The sequence below is a fragment of the Flavobacteriales bacterium genome (assembly GCA_016124845.1).
Taxonomy (GTDB): domain Bacteria; phylum Bacteroidota; class Bacteroidia; order UBA10329; family UBA10329; genus UBA10329.
The window spans coordinates 42,632-61,054 of sequence record WGMW01000015.1; the positions used below are offsets into that span (position 1 = coordinate 42,632).

The following is an 18,423-nucleotide window of genomic DNA, read 5'->3' on the forward strand; positions in this document are numbered from 1 at the left end:
CATGGATCGCGAAGAGCGCATCAGAAAGGCCATCAGTCCGTTCGTTCCCGAAGGGACGGAAATTCCGTTGGCTGCGCGGATCGTAAAATACCGTTGCCAACTCACCATTACTCGCGACCGCAAGACCAAAGCGGGCGATTATCGCCATCCGTGGGGAAACAGCGGCCATCGCATTTCGGTGAATGGAAGCCTGAATCAGTACGCATTTCTCATCACGTTGGTGCATGAAATGGCGCATCTCATCAATTGGGAACGTCATGGTAGAAAAGTGTTGCCGCACGGAAAGGAATGGAAAGAGGCATTCAAAGAGGAAATGGCACCTTTTCTTGTGGAAGGTGTGTTTCCGAAAGATGTCCTCACGCAGCTTCGCAAGCACATGCGCAATCCGAAATCAGCCACCGTGCGCGACCTCGATCTGATGCGTGTGCTGCGCAGCTATGATGAACGCACAGATTCGGTGCTTTTGGAGGACATTCCCGAAGGAACGGAATTCAAACTCGGTAACCGCAGCTTCGTGAAGGGAGAACGCATGCGAAAACGGTTCCGCTGCGAGCAGGTCGGAACAGGCAAAACGTATCTTGTAAGTGCCATTGCGGAGGTGGAGGTTTGAGCCAACTCCCGATCCCTGATTAATCGTTATCTTCGCGTCCCTTTTCAGACGAAGTATGTCAGAATCACTTACACAGACGGCAACTACAGTATCGGATCTTGCGGAGAACTTGGTCGGTTCAGAGATCATCAAGATCGCAAGCGAGATCAATGCGCGTATTGCCAACGGAGAGCAGATCACCAATTTGACCATCGGTGATTTCGACCCGAAAATATATTCATTGCCCAAGGCACTTTTGAATGAGATTATTCAGGCCTACGAGGACGGCCAGACCAATTACCCACAGGCAAACGGAATGGAAGTGCTGCGAAAGGCGGTGAGTGAGTTCATCGAGTCGCGTCAGGGGTTGAAATACGATAAGGAAGATGTTCTCATCTCTGGTGGTGCGCGTCCATTGATCTATGCGATCTATCGCGCCATCGTGAATCGTGGTGAGAAGGTGATCTTCCCAGTTCCGAGTTGGAACAATAACCACTACACATATCTGAATTTCGCGGAGCCTGTTGTCGTCAACTCAACGGCAGAGAATAAGTTTTTGCCAACGGCCGATGATATTCGTCCGCATGTGTCGGGGGCTTCGCTGATCGCGCTGTGTTCGCCATTGAACCCTACAGGAACGTCTTTCACAAAGGCTGGACTTACCGAGATATGTGACCTGATCATCGAGGAGAATCGTAAGCGGGTAGGGCAGAAGCCACTTTACCTGTTGTACGATCAGATCTACTCTGCGCTCACGCTTGGAAATACAAAGCACTACGACCCCGTTTCGCTTCGGCCAGAAATGCGTGAGTACACCATCTATGTTGATGGAATTTCCAAGACGTTTGCCGCAACAGGTGTGCGTGTAGGGTGGTCTTTCGGCCCAACAAAAGTGATCGCTAAAATGCGCGCGCTTCTGAGCCACGTGGGAGCTTGGTCGCCAAAACCAGAGCAGATCGCAACGGCCGCATTCCTTGGCCAGACAGGAGCTGTGGAAGCAACCATCCAGAAGCATAAAGACATGATCTCGGAGCGTGTGAACAAGCTTTACAATGGCTTTTCCGCGTTGCGCGAGGTCGGATATCCAGTAGATGCCATTCAAGCGGAAGGTGCCATGTACCTGACGGTGAAGATCGATCTTATCGGCAAGACCGCTCCAGATGGAACGTTATTCACAGATGCGCAGGACGTGACGATGTTCCTCATCAGTCAGGCAAAAGTGGGCATCGTACCATTCTACTGTTTCGGTGATTCGCGCCAAAGTCCTTGGTTCAGAATCTCCGTTGGAACATTGAAAACAGAATCCATTTCGGTTGTGATAGACAACCTTCGCGAAGCTTTAGCTCCGTTCAGAAAATGAGCAATAAAAACCCCAACCACTACGTGGTGATCATGGCAGGCGGAATCGGCTCCCGATTCTGGCCAATGAGCCGAACACCGCACCCCAAACAATTTCTCGACATTCTTGGAACAGGCAAATCGCTGCTGCAACAGACGTACGAGCGGTCGAAAAAGGTTGTTCCTGCCAAGAATATTTACATCGTAACCAACGCCCAATATCGCGGTTTGGTGAAAGAGCAATTGAAAGGCATTCGCCCATCGCAGATTCTTCTGGAACCATCAAGAAGAAACACGGCACCATGCATTGCTTATGCGGCTTTCCGCATCAAGGCCATCAATCCAGATGCGTGCATGGTGGTTGCCCCTTCCGATCATCTGATTCTGAAGGATAAGGAATATGCAGACCTCATCAATAAAGCGCTGACCGAGGCGTGTTCGAGCGATTCGCTGCTGACATTGGGAATAACACCAACGCGCCCCGACACAGGTTACGGTTATATTCAGTTTGAGGAGAAGGAAGGTGATGACGGCATTCATAAAGTGAAGAGTTTTACCGAAAAGCCAGACCTTGAAATGGCCAAGCAACTGGTGAAAAGCGGAGAGTTCCTGTGGAATGCGGGTATTTTCATCTGGTCGGTGAAAAGCATCTTGAAAGCGTTGGAAGCACATGTTCCCGAAGAATTTCAGTTGTTTCAAGATGGTGAAGGTTTGTACAACACGCGTGAGGAGAAGAAATTCATCGAAACGGCATACATGCAATGCAAGAGTATTTCCATCGACTATGCCGTGATGGAAAAGGCCAAGAATGTTTACACCATTGCAGCGGATATCGGTTGGAGTGACCTTGGTACGTGGGGCTCGTTGTATTCCTACTCAGACAAGGACGAAGATGGTCATGTGATCCAAGGACGTAACGTTCTTACATACGATTCGAAGAATTGCATTGTCAATGTTCCGAAGAACAAATTGGTGGTGCTTCAGGGAATGAAAGACATGATCGTGGTGGAGAATGATGACATTCTTCTTGTGTGCCGTCAGCAGGACGAGCAGCAGATCAAGCGTATCGTCAACGATGTAAAAGCCACCAAGGGCGAGAAGTTCGTGTAGCTATTCTGGCCAATATTTGCCATGCGAAAGAATCATGGCGAACGAATAGAAAATAGCCAGAAATGCGATGATCTTGAGGATGGCGCCAAGCAAAGGAATGATCCAATCATATCGCTTTTTGGGCCGACCGGTTCTGTCAGTTTTCTCGGACGGATCGGGTTTCTTGGGTTTTCTGCCAGGTTGATACTTTTTCAGTTGTTCAAAGAGTTTGACTCTTCGCTGGCGGTCAAAGTGCCACTTTGGTAACCCATCTCCCATGTAACCCATGTTGGAAGGTACAAAAAAGCCGCGTTCCAACATTGAAACGCGGCTTTTTCAAAGTGTTCCGTTCGGATCAATCCAAACTGCCGATCATCTTCTTCGGGTCAACCCACTCATCGTATTCTTCTGAAGTAAGATAACCCAATGCCAGAGCGGCAGCCTTCAAGGTTGTTCCTTCAGCGTGCGCCTTTCCTGCAATTTCAGCAGCCTTGTAGTAACCAATTTTGGTGTTGAGGGCCGTTACCAACATCAAACTGTTGTTCACCAATTCGGTGATGCGAGCGTGGTTCGGTTCAATGCCTTGCGCACAGTGCTCATCGAAAGAAACACATGCATCTCCGATCAATCGTGCTGATTGAAGCACGTTGTAAGCCATTACGGGTTTGAATACGTTCAACTCGTAGTGTCCTTGTGTTCCAGCAACGGAAACCGTTGTGTCGTTACCGATCACCTGTGCGCAAACCATGGTCATGGCCTCAGCCTGAGTTGGGTTCACTTTTCCTGGCATGATGGAAGAACCGGGTTCGTTGGCAGGAATGATCAATTCACCGATTCCTGAACGCGGACCAGACGCCATCATTCGGATGTCGTTGGCAATCTTGTTCAACGAAACAGCCAATTGCTTCAAAGCTCCGTGGGTTTCCACCAATGCATCGTGCGCGGCCAATGCTTCAAACTTGTTCTCGGCAGAAACGAATGGAAGTCCAGAGAATTCTGCGATCTTCTTCGCTACCAACTCAGCATAACCTTTTGGCGTGTTGATGCCAGTTCCGACAGCAGTTCCTCCAAGTGCCAATTCGCTCAAATGCGGAAGCGTATTCTTCAACGCTTTCAATCCGTGATCCAATTGCGAAACGTAACCGCTGAACTCCTGTCCAAGTGTCAATGGTGTAGCATCCATCAGGTGCGTACGACCGATCTTCACCACATCCTTGAACTCAACGGATTTCCTTTTCAGCGTATCGCGAAGAATTTCCACTCCTGGAATGGTTGTTTCCATCACCATCTTGTAACACGCGATGTGCATGCCAGTTGGGTAGGTGTCGTTCGATGACTGACTCTTGTTCACGTCATCGTTCGGTTTCAGCACCTTGTCCTTGTCATCCAATTTCCCACCGCTGATCACATGCGCACGGTTGGCAATTACCTCGTTGCAGTTCATGTTGCTCTGGGTTCCAGAACCTGTTTGCCAGATCACCAACGGAAATTGGTCATCATGTTTTCCTTCAAGGATCTCATCACAAACGGCAGAGATCAGATCACGTTTCTTCTCATCCAACACTCCCAGTTCGCAGTTGGTGTGGGCTGCAGCTTTCTTCAGGTAAGCGAATCCGTAGATCACTTCCAGCGGCATGCTGGCCGATGGCCCGATCTTGAAATTGTTGCGCGAACGCTCCGTCTGTGCTCCCCAATATTTATCGGCAGGTACTTGCACCTCGCCCATGGTGTCTTTCTCTATTCTGAAATCTGACATGATGAATTTTTTCGTTTGAATCGGCCGCAAATTTATTGTCTGAACCCACGCGAACAAATGAGCTTTGACATATCCTTACCTTTATTCGAAATACTGAAATTGAATATGAAGAAACTTCTAACTAACCTACTGCTGATGCTTCCTGTTGCAGGGCTGTTTGCGCAGACCACAATTGTTGATAGCATCATCCACGACAATATTGAGCGCAACTACCGTTTGTATGTTCCCGCCAGTTACAATGGTTCGGTAGCGGTGCCGTTGGTCTTCAACCTTCATGGTTATACATCCAACGCGATGCAACAGGAACTTTATGGAGATTTCAGAGCCATCGCGGACACGGCCAATTTCTTGGTGGTGCATCCCAACGGCACGTTGGATGGAACAGGAACCACGTTCTGGAATGCGTTTGATGTACCGACCGAAACCGTAGATGATGTAGGTTTTCTCTCTGCGCTGATCGATTCGTTGAACGCGGAATACAACATTGATCTGAACCGTGTTTACACCACAGGCATGAGCAATGGTGGTTTTATGAGCTACAAACTTGCGTGCGATCTGAGCTACAGAATTGCAGCTATGGCATCGGTAACAGGATCGATGGTCACCACTCAAATTGCATCCTGCTCACCGACCCATCCGATGCCCGTCATGGAAATCCATGGGACGGCCGACCCCACGGTTCCGTACACAGGGAGTGGAACGCTTGGTTCGCAGCCAATCGTGGATGTGGTAGACTACTGGGTCAACTTCAACAATTGCAATTCTACAGCGGTACAGACGGCTGTGCCAAATACAAGTACCACTGATGGCTGCACCACGGACCATTTCTTATATACAGGAGGTGATAATGGTGCAACCGTGGAACACTACAGAGTAAACGGTGGTGGTCATACGTGGCCAGGTGCTCCAATTGATATTGGTGTAACGAGCCACGATTTTTCAGCCTCCGTGGAGATCTGGAGGTTTTTCAGTCAGTACACATTGGATCAACTGGTTTCTGTTGAGGAGGCCACAAATGTGGAACAACCATTTTCGGTCTATCCGAATCCTTCAGAAGGACAGTTCTCGCTGCGATTTAAGAACACGGTTTCGGCTAAAATCCGCGTATTCGATGCGGTCGGTAAATTGGTGCTGAATGAAACTTCTCGATCGAAAACTGTACGTCTGGAATTGCCAAGTTCTGGAATCTACTTTTTACAGGTCGAAACGGGCCACGGGATATTCACAGAAAAGTTGATCCGTAATTGATCAATTCATTTTGCGCATATTGACCGCAAGCATTACTTTCGCCATCAAATTCTACAGAAATGACAGTTGGTATCGTTGTAATTTTCGCTTATATGCTTCTTGGATTCTGGATGTTGACCTTCTTGGGTCTGTGGATTCCGTTGATGGCAACGTTGCTTTTCATGGAGCGTTTCAGCCCAGAATTGGGCGAGAAGCTGGCGGCTTTTATCGCGCCACGCGACTAAGACTTATAAAAGCGTTTTAACGTTTTCGGGAGGTCGTCCAAGGACGGCCTTCTTTTGTTTTACAACGATCGGTCGCTCAATCAGTTTGGGGTATTTCACCATGGCAGCGATCCACTCATCATCCGAAAGCTCCTTGCCCTTGAAGTTGTCTTTGAAATCAGCTTCGCCACGTCTCAGCAGGTCGTAAGGTTTGATGCCGAGCATTTCAATTAATTCCTTCAATTCAGCCTCGGTAGGTACATCATTCAGATACTCAATGATCTCTGGTTCAATGCCTGCCTCGCGGATCAATTGAAGCGTTTGTCTGGACTTTGTACAGCGTGGGTTGTGGTAGATTTTCATGGGTTACGAACTTAGTGAAGCGTTCTCATCGAATAAAATGAGATAATATGACGAATTCAATTTAACCGCGGAGAACACAGAGAAGATGCACAGAGTTCACCAAGCATTTTTCTCTGTGAATCTCTCAAACTCATGATGTTCTCTGTGCAATATTCATAAAAAGTCCCCCTTTGGGGGATTTAGGAGGTCTTTTCCTCGTTTCCGAATTGCAGCAGATACCCTTTAATGAACTTGTTCAGGTCACCGTCCATTACTCCTTGTACGTCCGATGTTTCAATTCCCGAACGGAGGTCTTTTACCAATTTGTACGGATGAAAAACGTAGTTACGGATCTGTGCTCCGAACTCCACTTTCATCTTCGAGCCTTCCACCTCTGCACGCTTCGCTAATCGCTTTCTAAGCTCAATGTCGTACAGCTGAGACTTGAGGAGTTTCAGCGCAGCTTCTCGGTTTGCCAACTGAGAACGGCTTTCGGTGTTTCGGATGATGATACCACTCGGATGGTGCGTAACGCGCACTCCCGTTTCAACCTTGTTCACGTTCTGTCCACCTGCACCGCCCGATCGGAACGTGTCCCACGAAATATCTGCGGGATTGATCTCAATATTGATGGAATCATCCACCACAGGATAAACGAAAACGGAAGCGAAAGAGGTATGTCTTCGGGCATTGCTGTCAAATGGCGAAATACGCACCAATCGATGCACACCATTCTCGCCTTTCAAGTTTCCGTAAGCGTATTCTCCTTCAATTTGAAGCGAGCATGAACGAATTCCAGCAATATCGTCTTCCTGAATATCATTCTCAGTGACCTTGAAACCGTTCTTCTCGGCCCACATGATGTACATCCGCATCAGCATGCCGGCCCAGTCGCAACTTTCGGTTCCACCTGCACCCGAGTTGATCTCCAGCACGGCACTCAACTCATCACCTTCATCACCCAACATGTTTCGAAATTCCAGGTCTTCGAGCAATTCGGTAAACGTCTCTTCCTGCGCTTCAACCTCTTCTTCGCTGGCCTCGCCTTCTTTATTGAACTCAAAAAGTACAACCAGATCTTCCAAGGCCGATTCTGCTTCCGCAAACGCTTTTGTCCACTCCTTTTTACCGTTGATCTTCTTCATCAATGCTTCGGCCTGCGCTGGATCGTCCCAAAAACCAGGCGATAGGGTGGTCTGCGTTTCCTCTTCAATTTCACGTAGTTTACGGTCAATGTCCAAGTAGCCGCGAAGAGCGGTAAGGCGTTTTTTAAGGTCGTTCAGTTGATCGGTTGTGACCATGCGGATGTTTGATTGGGGGCGCAAATGTACGATTGGAGAATTAGTCCACGGTTGATAGACCATGGTCAACAGATATGTAAAGCGCTATGGACTGTCGACCGTGGACTATTGACTCAATATCTCGTTGATCAACGAAGGCTCAAAACCCCGCTGCGTTGCGAAGCGATAAATGGCCGATTTCCGCTTCCACGGATTCTTTTCTTTCAAATCAGATCTCTTCAGTTCAATTGTTTCCTGAAGTGTTTGCAAGTAACGGTCTTCATCTATTTCGGTCAGTGCCAGTTGAATACACTTGCTGCCGACCTGATGCTGTTTCAGTCCTTGAATGATTTTGATGCGCCCCCATTTTTTGATGTTGAACTTACCACGCACGAAGGCTCGTGCAAACCGTTCTTCATTCAGGAAATTCTCCTTCATCAAAGACAAGATGAACTCGTCTCGCCATTCCATCGGAACTTTCAGATCCCACATTTTCTGTGTCACATCTGCGTGGCTACGCTCCTGATACGCGCAGTATTTGCGCAGTTTTTCAAGAAGTGTAGAACGTTCCGTTTCCATGCTTCGAAGGTAGAGTTTAGTCGATGGTCCACAGTCCATTGACCATGGTCAATAGCATTCGGGTTATGGTCTCAAAGATGCGGTCAGAATAAAATGGATGAGAATTGTTTCGTGTTTTTCCGTGGTCTATCGTCTATCGACCATGGACTACACATAGCTTTGCCGCGCTCCAATGGAAAACAAACGTGCCCTTTCGCTTCTTTTTGCTTCGCATGTCATCAGCAGCTTTGCGCAAGGTATCACCATGATGGCCATTCCGTGGTATTTCGCCACCATCGTTCATGAATCCGTGGTGTTCGGGAAAGTGCTGGCCGTGGCCACCTTCATCAGCATTTTCTGGAGCCTTTTTGCTGGAACGTTGATCGACCGTTACCCACGCAAGAACATCTTTTGGATCGCATCCATTGTCGGTTTTGTGGTGCTTGGCGGTGCGGGAATGTACGGCCAGCAAATGCAGGAAATGCCTCTGTGGCTGGTCGGTTTCGTATTTGTTTTCACGTTTTTCGGGTTCAATATCCATTATCCGAATCTGTACGCGTTCTCGCAGCAATTGGCCGCGCGTGGCGATTATGGTCGTGTCAACTCAATGATCGAGGTTCTGGGCCAGAGCACCAATGTGCTTTCGGGCGCGCTCGGTGCCATTCTGCTTACCGGAACGGATGGCGGGAGCTTGGACATCCTCGGATTTCAAGTGGTGTTTCCGTTTGAAATAGCGCGATGGCGCATCTGGGAGATCTTCCTGTTGGATGCTTCAACCTATGCGATCGCTGCGTGCATCATTCCGTTCATCAAGTATGTGGATGCGAACCCGCTGCCCATCGATATGGAACGTGTCGTAGAACGTTTCAAGCGCGGTTGGCGCTTTCTGCTATTGAACAGGGAATTGCTGATTTTCGGACTGGCCACATACTCCATTTTTGTGGTGCTGTTGGTAGAAGTGCAGTACCTGCTGCCCATTTTCGTAGACAACCAACTGGAAGCGGGTGCTGATGTGTATGCCAGCAGCGAGGTGTATTTCGCGCTGGGCAGCTTGGCCGCTGGATTTCTTATTCAGAAACTGACACGGAATTTCGCGCCCGCCAAAACCATTCTGATGATGATGCTGGTGGCGGGAAGCTCATTTGTGCTGGTGGCTTTCAGCAAAAGCATTATTGGTTTTTATCTCTTCTCGGCTCTCATCGGCTTCACCAATGCGGGAACGCGGATTACGCGGGTCACATTCCTTTTCAATCACGTGCCGAATAACATCATCGGCCGCGCCAACAGCATTTTCTACGTGTACAATATCACCGGTCGCGGGTTGCTGCTGACCTTGTTTGCATTACCGTTTTTCTCAGCCTCCAACAACATCATTTGGGCGTACGTGATCAGCGGAAGTTTCATCCTTGTTTCGGTAATTCCTTTGATGATGATTTTGGGAAGGTTGGAAGCGATGCGAATTCGTACCGAGTGATTCGTATCGCCCCGATGGGGCTTGGTTAAATATGCTTGTTCCAAGCTACCATCATATCGTCCCGCTGGGATTTGCGCAGTTCCTGTAGGAACGGAATTTTGGTAGAATCGATGTAGACGCTCACGGTCTAAGCCCCATTGGGGCGATACTCAAAGCTCATTCAGCAGGTCTTTCGCAGAACGCGCTTTCAACTTTCCCTTTTTCACTCGGTTCAGGTTGTCAACCGCTTCTTTTATCTCTGCCAGAAGTAGTGCTTTTTCCTCCGTAAGCTGTTTTACTTTGACGTACGGGAGGCTTTTAAGCACTTCCAACAGGTGCAAAGCCTTTTGATCTTTGATGTCTAACAGGACTTTCATCTTAAACTCAAAAAATCGATCACTTCAACCAAAAGTTGTCGCTGAAGATCCAAGCAGGATGATCGGGCGGAAGCAAGGAAGTTTCGAATTTCAAGCCGTTCAGCCCTTTTTTCAGTTTTTCGCTTTCTGAAGCTACTTCCTCATTCGTTTTGGTGCTGAAAACAGCGGCTTTCCGAATGTCAGCCGAACCATCTGCATTCAATTTCAAGGAAACTTCTGCCCTGAATTTTGCTTCTTCCGGAATGGCGGTCTTATCGTTCAAGACGGATGCAACAGCGGTTTCAACCATTTTTCCATCCTCGGTTTTTGGGAAACCTATCGGGAAATATTCTTCCGAGGTGAATTCTTTCCGTAGTGGAGCGTTTGGAATGGAGTAGTAATTCTGAAAGAAATGGTTGGCACCGTTGCCCGTGTAAATGTGGAACATGGCGTTCATATCGAACACCATCAGCTTCGGGCCATCCATCGAAATATAGAGCTTGTCGTCTGTGATGTAAAACGGGTTCGAGGCCATTTTGTGAAGCAGGCTGTCGTTCCTCAGCCAGCCGCTTTCGGGCAATCGGTCACGCTGCACTACATCGTCAAGTTCATATTTCAGAAATCGGAAAAGTGATGCTGTGTCAAAATGCTTTCCATCACGGAAAAACGAAAGTTGGCAACCGTCCAGCGGCTTGCCATTTTTCTCGGTGATGAGATGCGCAAGCGTGCGGCCATCGTTGCTCACTGCCACCCAACCGTTCAGGAATTCATCCAAATGGTAGAGCGTATCCTTTCCCGTCTTGTCGGTTACGAAGGTGATTCCTTCGCGGTTGTCCTTTTCGTGCGAGAACGTGAGCGAAGTGAGTTTGAAGGTGCCGATCTCGTTGATGAGTTCGTACGAAACTTCCTTGTGCTGCGACCGACCCCAAAATGGGACGAGCATCAATATGGCCAGCAGCAGGTTTTTCATCCTCCAAACGCGTTGAATCCTGTAACATCCATGCCAGTAATGAGCAGATGGATGTCGTGCGTGCCTTCGTAGGTCACCACGCTTTCCAAGTTCATCATGTGGCGCATGATCGGGTACTCGCCCGTGATGCCCATTCCGCCCAGCATTTGGCGTGCTTCGCGAGCTGTTCGCAACGCAATTTCCACGTTATTCCGTTTGGCCATGGAGATCTGCTGTGGCGAAGCGCGATGCTCGTTTTTCAGAACGCCCAACCGCCAAACCAACAGTTGTGCTTTGGTGATCTCGGTGATCATCTCGGCCAATTTCTTCTGCTGCAATTGGAAACTTCCGATCGGTTTTCCGAACTGAATACGCTCTTTCGAATAGCGCAAGGCCGTATCGTAGCAATCGAGTGCGGCACCCAACGCACCCCATGCAATGCCGTAGCGCGCAGAATTCAGGCAGCTCAACGGACCTTTCAGTCCACGTATCTCTGGGAACACATTTTCCTTCGGAACCTTCACATTATCGAACACCAGTTCGCCTGTGGCTGAGGCGCGCAAGCTCCACTTTCCGTGGGTTGTTGGGGTTGAGAAACCTTCCATGCCGCGCTCTACGACCAGACCGCGAATGGTTCCTTCCTCATCTTTTGCCCAAACCACTGCGATGTCGGCAAATGGGGCGTTGCTGATCCACATTTTGGCTCCGTTCAGGATCACGTGGTCGCCCGCATCCTTGAAATTCGTCACCATTCCTGCCGGGTTCGAACCGTGGTCCGGTTCGGTCAATCCGAAACATCCGAGCAATTCTCCCGTGGCCAATCGCGGTAGCCATTTCTGCTTCTGGCTTTCGGTGGCGTAGCTCCAAATAGGGAACATCACCAACGAACTCTGTACGGAAGCGGTGCTGCGTAATCCGCTATCGCAGCGTTCCAGTTCCTGCATAATGATGCCGTAGCTGATCTGGTCCAATCCAGGGCCACCATATTCGTGCGGGATGTAAGGCCCGAACGCCCCGATCTCTCCCAAACCGGGAAGCAGATGTCGCGGGAACTCCGCTTTCTGCGCATATTCCTCAATAATGGGAGAAACGTTCTGCTTTACCCACGAGCGCACCGTTTCGCGGATGAGTTTGTGCTCATCTGTAAGCAGTTCATCCACCAAATAATAGTCGTGTCCTTGATATCTGTCGTCAGCCATGTTATTTATGATCAGGTGGCCAAAATTAGAAAAAGCCGATGGGGAAAATCTGTCAATAAGAAGGCAACCCTTACCGATTGAACCTGTTTGGCAGGTGAACCTTTGGTTGATTTGTCCGTAATGCGGCCTTTCCAATTAAAGCTGACATTTATTTTAGCCCAAAATCAAAACCTCATAATTGCATGAAGAAGAAATTTACCCTTGCTCTCTCGATCTTGTTGATGACCGGAATGGTCTATGACTACAGTTTCAGATCGGCACACACAAACCCCAATGCGGCTCCCGCAGGAAATACCGGTTCGCCCGGAGATGGTGGAAATACCTGTGCCAGAAGTGGATGTCACTCAGGTGGACCGGCTGCAACAAATCAGACCGTTACCTTGACCGGTATTCCTACAACAGGTTACGTGGCCGAGCAGACCTACAACATGACCATCACGATGTCCAACGGAGGTAGCATTTTCGGGTTTTCACTTTCTCCGCAAACGCAGCAGGGTGCTTTGGTGGGTACATTGACCGCGTCCATGTCAGGAACAACCCTCAACGGTGGTTCCAAATATCTTACCCAGCTCATTACCGGAACATTCGGTTCTGGAGGTACAAAGACCTACACGTTCGATTGGACCGCACCACAGGCCGGAACAGGTGATGTGACCTTCTACGGTTCGTTCAACTTTGCAAACGGTAACGGGAGTAGCAGCGGAGACGTGATTCTGCCGCAGACGTTCACTTTCAGCGAAAGTTCCGTTGGCATCAGCGAAGCGCAGCTGGAAGCACTCTCAGTTTACCCGAACCCGGTAGTGGACGAGATCCATGTGGCAGCAAAGGATGTGGATGAGGAGATCATGATCACCTTGTATGATGTGCAGGGAAGAAAAGTGATCGAGGAGAAGCATAAAGGAGTTGCTGACATCAAGATCGATGTCCGTGCCAAGAGCCTGAACACAGGTGTTTACCTGATGCGTTTGGAAGCAGGCGGCAACACCACCGTCAAGAAACTGATGGTGAAATAAGTGATAGAAATTGCAAAACGAAGAAGGTGCTTAACGGCACCTTTTTTGTTTTTTAGCGGCATGACCCAAATGGCTTCCTCAAGCTTGGTTTCCTCTCTAAAACGTTGGTTTTTCGGTGCTGTGGCATTGCTCGGTTTCGCAGCTTCGCAACAGTTGGAGGCGCAAACGGTTTACAGCAGCGACAGCAGTTCGGTCTCGTTCTTTTCGCACACACCGTTGGAAGACATCAAGGCGGTGAACCATGCCTCCACGGCCATGATTGAGATGATGTCGCAGGTGGTGAAGATCCAGGTTCCTGTGGCCGCATTCCAATTTGAGAATCATTTGATGCAGGAGCATTTCAACGAAGGTTATCTGGAGCCGCAGAAATTTCAGTACGCCACTTTCCGTGGGAAACTTTCCGATTCGCTCGACCTTTCCATCGACACGGTTTACATGGTTCAGGCAACGGGAATGTTGAGCTTGCATGGCTTGGACAGGGCACACACATTCGTTGGGAAGATCGTCTGTCAGGACAGCATTGCCCAACTCACATCAGGTTTTGAACTGGTGCTGGCCGATCACGAAGTGAAAGTACCCGGAGCCGTGTTCGACAACATCGCCAAGCTGGTCAAGGTCGATGTCTATTTCCGCATGCATCCTTTCCGAAAGGAGGAGTAACCCTTCATTGTATCTTTATCTACCGTTGGCGTGCATTGAAAATGAAGCATCGAAAACTCATAGCCGACCTTATCGGAATAGCTGTTAGTTTCCTAATCATTGAGGAAACTCTTCGGTTTTTGACGTCTGACTTCGGGATATCCCTAATCCCTGGTTGGCACACGACAATTTATCCGCGAAATTGGAATCTGATGGCGGGAACGTTTATCCTTCTCGCATTGACATATTTGATATGGAAACTTGTGAAGGTGATGAGAAGTCTGGCCTTAAAGCTCATCGACAGACTTTCTGGAAACGACACGACTGGAACGAATTGAAAAAGAAAGAAACCACGACACGCCAACACCCGCTAAAATCTAATGCTTGCGACAGTACGTCAGTCAGTCTCAGTTTCGTTCTGTAACGTTACCGTATCTCGAAAACTAAGTAGTTTCAAAACGCCATACTTTTAGGCGCACCGTTGGCACCAATTTGAAATGACCGTCACTTATCTGTCATGAAATCGGAAAAAGCTGAACGCAGTTCTGATAATTGGTATCCTACTATCATTGGGGCCTTGGCTCGTTATTTTCCCGACACTCATGTTACTGACAACGGAAATGACCTGACGACAACTCTGATGATTTTGAGTTTTGGTGCTATCGGTGTAACAGTTCTTGTTGCGCTGACAAGTTTGCTTCTCAAACCAAAAGAGACGCTGAAGCCACATTCTGACTACGAACTGAAGGTGAATTCAAACAAAGAGATACTGAAAATCAAAAAGGTAACCGACATCCGATTTGCTGGTAACTTTCTGACAAACCCTACCCTTGACATGACCTTGGAAATTGACAATTCCGAAGCCTTTAAATTGCTGACAGGGAAAACGATTCAACCACTGTCGGTAAAGGTTGAAAAAAGGGACACGTCCTTCCTTGAAGAAAGCCCAAAAGAATGGTTTGACGACTTAATGCATATGGCATGGTCAGCGTCCTGAAAAGAAAGAAAAACTGGTGCCAACACCCGCTAAATCTAATTCTTGTGACGGTGCGTCAGTCGGTCTCAGTTTCGTTCTGCGCTGTCCGTGCATGGCGGCAGGAGGGCAGTTTCTAACGCATTATCTTTATCTACCGTTGGCGGCAATATGAAAAACCAAAACGACAGATAGTATTTCTCATCAAGTGACAGAACTTAAACTACATAAGACAACAACGAAAGGACTGAAAATTATCGGGATTTCTATTCCATTTGTTGTTATCGGGGTTTGGATGATAACACAAGAGCCAGCAGGGACAACGAATTACATAATGGGTTGGCTTTGTACTTCTTTTTTTGGACTCGGAATACCAGTGGGAATTTTCCAATCATTTGATAGACGACCGCAAATTATCCTAAATGAAATCGGGATTTGGGACAGGACGACAAACCAAGACCAAATTAAATGGGAACAGATTATAGACGCGTATCCTCTCGACATATTTGGACAGAAATTTATCTCAATAGTATCAGACGACACTTTCGTTTTTAAGAAAAAGCCCTACAACTGGGCTTCTAAGATTAACAAAGAAATCGGTGCTCAAAATCTAAACCTTCATTTAGGACAAATCAATATTGACGAGCACAAACTGACTGAACTGATTAAAAGTTTGGCGAAAGCCGAAAAGGGAGACAGAAAAAAAATTCTTCAGTCGTTTAAGATTAGAAAAAGTGGTTTATCCTTTAAAAGTTTTACCAAAATCCTACTTTATATCTCAATCTCGGTTGCTTTACTCTTATTGTCCTTGACAGGCATTGCTGCTTTTATGACAATAATGATAATTATGGGTTTAGGTGCCATAACAGCTCGTTGGTATTGGGGAAGCACTGAGAAATCTCTAATAAGAAAATATGCAGGAATAATTACTTGGTTTGGTTTGGTAAATATGGTCTTGTGTTTAGCGACTTTAAAAACTTACGACTATGTTTCCGAAAGTGCAGGAAGAAAATTGTCACAGCAAATTGACCACTTCAAAAAAGTTAACTCTTCTTATCCAACTGACTTCAACGCAATTAAAGAAAATTCAGACTTGAACCTGGTAGAAGGGATTTTTGCAAATAGAGTGCAATACGAAGTAAACGACAACAACTACGAATTACGGACTATCAATTTGTTGAATAAGGAAAGGACATATGACAAAGACTTGGAAGAATGGAATTAAAAAAAATACTGCCGCCAACAAAACCTATAAGCAATAGCGCCCTGCGGGACGCTACTGCTCACAGCTAAACCGTTGGCAACAAGTATGAAAACCTACAACTCACTTCTTACTTGGGAACAAATCATTGATCGACTGAAAACCAATCGGTCCCGAGGGTTTGTTCCAAACATCGACACGGCATACACCTCATTGAAAGTATTTGATGACGAAGTCAAAATTTTTGGCGCCTACTGTGTCGGACAATTGCATCGCGAACATGACGGGGTGAGTTTGTAGGACAGCAGTTTCTAACGCATTATCTTTAGCGCTACCCGTTGACTCTGTCAAAACCTGTTTCACAATGCCGGCAGCCGCTGGCGGTGTTCTTGCCACATGTATTTCAGAATCGGAAGGTCGGTCAGCAACTCTGGCAGCATTTTTTGGCGACCCGAAAGGCACTTCTATGGAAACGAAGCGGACTACCATGGCAACAAGGCGGTCTGCCATGGAAACGAAGCGGATTGCCATGGAAACAAAGCGGTCTGCAACGGAACCTTACGGCATTACTACGGAATATAGCGGAATGAAAAAGCAACGAAGCAGAACGATAAAGCAACCGAACGGCATTGCAAAGCAACGGAAGAGCATTGCAAAGCAACCTAAAAGCTCTGCAAAGCAACATTGCTCCTTATTGCGGTCTGTAGCGGTCTATGGCGCACGGTCCGTGGAGGTGCATACCGCAGCAGCACCTTTCACAAACGGTCAATAAGAATGGAATGAGGAACCGTACTCGCCTTCTTAGCTCAGCTCCGCCAGATACTTGTAGAAGAATGGGATGGTCTGAATGCCTTTGAGGTAATTGAAAACCCCGTAATGCTCGTTGGGCGAGTGGATGGCATCCGAATCCAGTCCGAAACCCATCAGCACCGATTTTACGCCAAGCTCCGCTTCAAACATGGCCACGATGGGAATGCTGCCACCGCCACGCATCGGAATGGGTGCCTTGCCAAAAGTGGTCTCCATGGCTTTGTAAGCCGCTTGATATCCTGTAAAATCGGTCGGTGTCAGAAATGGGTCGCCACCGTGGTGCGGTGTGGCCTTCACCTTTATCGAAGCGGGCGCAATGGCCACCAAGTGCTTCAAAAGCATATCGGTCACTTTATCGGGGTTCTGTCCCGGAACCAATCGGCACGATATCTTGGCGTAAGCCTTGGACGGAAGGACCGTTTTGGCACCCTTGCCGATGTAACCGCCCCAAATTCCGTTCACATCCAATGTTGGGCGAATGGTACAACGCTCCATGGTGGAATAACCTTTCTCGCCTTGCACGGCATCAATGTCGAGGTCGGCCATGTATTCCTTCTCATCAAATGGTGCCTTGGCCATTTCGGCCCGGTCGGCCGCACTTACTTCCAGCACGTCATCGTAAAAACCGGGAATGGTGATCTTGCCGTTCTCATCGTGCAACGAGTCGATCATGTCGCACAGCACATTGATCGGGTTGGCCACCGCGCCACCGTAAATACCCGAATGCAGGTCGCGTTTGGGGCCGGTCACTTCCACCTCAATGTAGCTGAGGCCGCGCAATCCCACCGTAATGGACGGGACATCATTGGCGATCATGGCCGTGTCTGAAATGAGCACAAGGTCAGACGTCAGTCGTTCCTTGTTCGCTTTTACAAAGATCCCGAGGTTGTCCGAACCTACCTCTTCCTCACCTTCAATCATAAACTTGACGTTGCACGGAAGCCCATCGGTTTTCATCATCAGTTCGGCCGCTTTCACGTGCATGTACATCTGGCCTTTGTCATCGCAGGCACCGCGCGCGTAGATCTTGCCGTCTTTTATCACGGGTTCAAATGCGGGAGAATCCCACAGGTCCAACGGGTCGGGCGGTTGCACATCATAATGACCGTAAACCAGCACGGTTGGCAGCTTCGGATCCACGATCTTCTCGCCATAAACAATGGGGAAACCTGCTGTTGGGCAGATCTCCACCTTCTCCACACCGATCTCCCTCAAGCGGTCGGCCAGCAACTTGGCCGTACTATGCACGTCTTTGCTGAACGCTGGGTCGGCACTTACCGAGGGAATTCTGAGCAGGTCGATGAGTTCCTGAAGAAAGCGGTCCTTGTTCGATTCAATATAGCTGTCAACTGTCTGTAAATCCATCATTCTCGTTTTGATCCGGCCAAAATTAGTTTTTAAAAACTGCGAAACATCTGTGGCAGAAT

The 18,423-nt window shown here is 48.2% G+C and carries 19 protein-coding genes; 10 read left to right on the plus strand and 9 right to left on the minus strand.

From position 1 onward, the window contains the following. Position 1 precedes the first annotated feature (1 nt). From GC178_07300 to GC178_07310, 3 genes are read left to right on the plus strand one after another with little or no spacing between them, the layout of a single operon-like run. On the plus strand, positions 2 to 610 hold the full coding sequence (locus tag GC178_07300; protein ID MBI1287372.1) for a sprT domain-containing protein: 609 nt from the start codon (positions 2 to 4) through the stop codon (positions 608 to 610). A gap of 55 nt (positions 611 to 665) precedes the next feature. Next, positions 666 to 1,949, plus strand: coding sequence for an aminotransferase class I/II-fold pyridoxal phosphate-dependent enzyme (locus GC178_07305; GenBank protein MBI1287373.1), 1,284 nt, complete (start codon positions 666 to 668; stop codon positions 1,947 to 1,949). After that, on the plus strand, positions 1,946 to 3,037 hold the full coding sequence (locus tag GC178_07310) for an NTP transferase domain-containing protein (protein MBI1287374.1): 1,092 nt from the start codon (positions 1,946 to 1,948) through the stop codon (positions 3,035 to 3,037). Before GC178_07305 ends, GC178_07310 begins: the two co-directional genes overlap by 4 nt. Here the strand turns inward: GC178_07310 and GC178_07315 are convergent, their stop codons facing one another. Beyond that, complete coding sequence (locus GC178_07315; protein MBI1287375.1) at positions 3,038 to 3,295, minus strand: hypothetical protein; 258 nt, start codon at positions 3,293 to 3,295, stop codon at positions 3,038 to 3,040. It abuts the gene before it with no gap. Positions 3,296 to 3,371: 76 nt separating this feature from the next. Further along, positions 3,372 to 4,772, minus strand: coding sequence for a class II fumarate hydratase (gene fumC / locus GC178_07320; GenBank protein ID MBI1287376.1), 1,401 nt, complete (start codon positions 4,770 to 4,772; stop codon positions 3,372 to 3,374). A 57-nt stretch (positions 4,773 to 4,829) separates the two neighbouring features. Here fumC and GC178_07325 point away from each other — a divergent pair, with 57 nt between their 5' ends. Then, positions 4,830 to 6,020, plus strand: coding sequence for a T9SS type A sorting domain-containing protein (locus GC178_07325; protein ID MBI1287377.1), 1,191 nt, complete (start codon positions 4,830 to 4,832; stop codon positions 6,018 to 6,020). Positions 6,021 to 6,247: 227 nt separating this feature from the next. Here GC178_07325 and arsC read toward each other — a convergent pair whose 3' ends face one another. The 3 genes from arsC to GC178_07340 all read right to left on the minus strand — a co-directional run bounded on the left by arsC (position 6,248) and on the right by GC178_07340 (position 8,424). After that, a complete protein-coding gene (gene arsC, locus GC178_07330; protein MBI1287378.1) occupies positions 6,248 to 6,586 on the minus strand; it encodes an arsenate reductase (glutaredoxin) in 339 nt (112 codons plus the stop codon). A 179-nt stretch (positions 6,587 to 6,765) separates the two neighbouring features. After that, on the minus strand, positions 6,766 to 7,866 hold the full coding sequence (locus tag GC178_07335; GenBank protein ID MBI1287379.1) for a peptide chain release factor 2: 1,101 nt from the start codon (positions 7,864 to 7,866) through the stop codon (positions 6,766 to 6,768). Between the two features lie 105 nt (positions 7,867 to 7,971). Continuing rightward, on the minus strand, positions 7,972 to 8,424 hold the full coding sequence (locus GC178_07340; protein MBI1287380.1) for a RecX family transcriptional regulator: 453 nt from the start codon (positions 8,422 to 8,424) through the stop codon (positions 7,972 to 7,974). Positions 8,425 to 8,596: 172 nt separating this feature from the next. Here GC178_07340 and GC178_07345 point away from each other — a divergent pair, with 172 nt between their 5' ends. Further along, positions 8,597 to 9,877, plus strand: a complete 1,281-nt coding sequence (locus GC178_07345) for an MFS transporter (protein MBI1287381.1) — start codon at positions 8,597 to 8,599, stop codon at positions 9,875 to 9,877. Positions 9,878 to 10,026: 149 nt separating this feature from the next. On the opposite strand, the gene GC178_07350 is transcribed toward GC178_07345, so the two are convergent. Genes GC178_07350 through GC178_07360 form a run of 3 tightly spaced genes read right to left on the minus strand, consistent with a single transcriptional unit; the run spans position 10,027 to position 12,360 of the window. Continuing rightward, on the minus strand, positions 10,027 to 10,233 hold the full coding sequence (locus GC178_07350) for a hypothetical protein (GenBank protein ID MBI1287382.1): 207 nt from the start codon (positions 10,231 to 10,233) through the stop codon (positions 10,027 to 10,029). Between the two features lie 19 nt (positions 10,234 to 10,252). Then, the gene (locus GC178_07355; protein ID MBI1287383.1) at positions 10,253 to 11,182 is read right to left on the minus strand and encodes a hypothetical protein; all 930 of its coding nucleotides are present in this window, start codon (positions 11,180 to 11,182) and stop codon (positions 10,253 to 10,255) included. Beyond that, the gene (locus tag GC178_07360) at positions 11,179 to 12,360 is read right to left on the minus strand and encodes an acyl-CoA dehydrogenase (GenBank protein ID MBI1287384.1); all 1,182 of its coding nucleotides are present in this window, start codon (positions 12,358 to 12,360) and stop codon (positions 11,179 to 11,181) included. Before GC178_07360 ends, GC178_07355 begins: the two co-directional genes overlap by 4 nt. A gap of 182 nt (positions 12,361 to 12,542) precedes the next feature. Here GC178_07360 and GC178_07365 point away from each other — a divergent pair, with 182 nt between their 5' ends. From GC178_07365 to GC178_07385, 5 genes are all read left to right on the plus strand, one after another. After that, positions 12,543 to 13,373: a T9SS type A sorting domain-containing protein gene (locus tag GC178_07365; protein MBI1287385.1), complete on the plus strand. Its 831-nt coding sequence runs from the start codon at positions 12,543 to 12,545 to the stop codon at positions 13,371 to 13,373. Between the two features lie 69 nt (positions 13,374 to 13,442). Then, positions 13,443 to 14,033 carry a YceI family protein gene (locus GC178_07370; GenBank protein MBI1287386.1) on the plus strand — a complete coding sequence of 197 codons (591 nt, stop codon included), beginning with the start codon at positions 13,443 to 13,445 and terminating at the stop codon, positions 14,031 to 14,033. 496 nt (positions 14,034 to 14,529) lie between these two features. Then, complete coding sequence (locus GC178_07375) at positions 14,530 to 15,009, plus strand: hypothetical protein (GenBank protein MBI1287387.1); 480 nt, start codon at positions 14,530 to 14,532, stop codon at positions 15,007 to 15,009. A gap of 184 nt (positions 15,010 to 15,193) precedes the next feature. Further along, the gene (locus tag GC178_07380) at positions 15,194 to 16,210 is read left to right on the plus strand and encodes a hypothetical protein (protein ID MBI1287388.1); all 1,017 of its coding nucleotides are present in this window, start codon (positions 15,194 to 15,196) and stop codon (positions 16,208 to 16,210) included. 340 nt (positions 16,211 to 16,550) lie between these two features. After that, positions 16,551 to 16,958: a hypothetical protein gene (locus GC178_07385; GenBank protein MBI1287389.1), complete on the plus strand. Its 408-nt coding sequence runs from the start codon at positions 16,551 to 16,553 to the stop codon at positions 16,956 to 16,958. A gap of 29 nt (positions 16,959 to 16,987) precedes the next feature. Here the strand turns inward: GC178_07385 and GC178_07390 are convergent, their stop codons facing one another. Beyond that, entirely contained in the window at positions 16,988 to 18,361 is a 1,374-nt protein-coding gene (locus GC178_07390) for a dipeptidase (GenBank protein ID MBI1287390.1), read from the minus strand. Positions 18,362 to 18,423 lie beyond the last annotated feature (62 nt).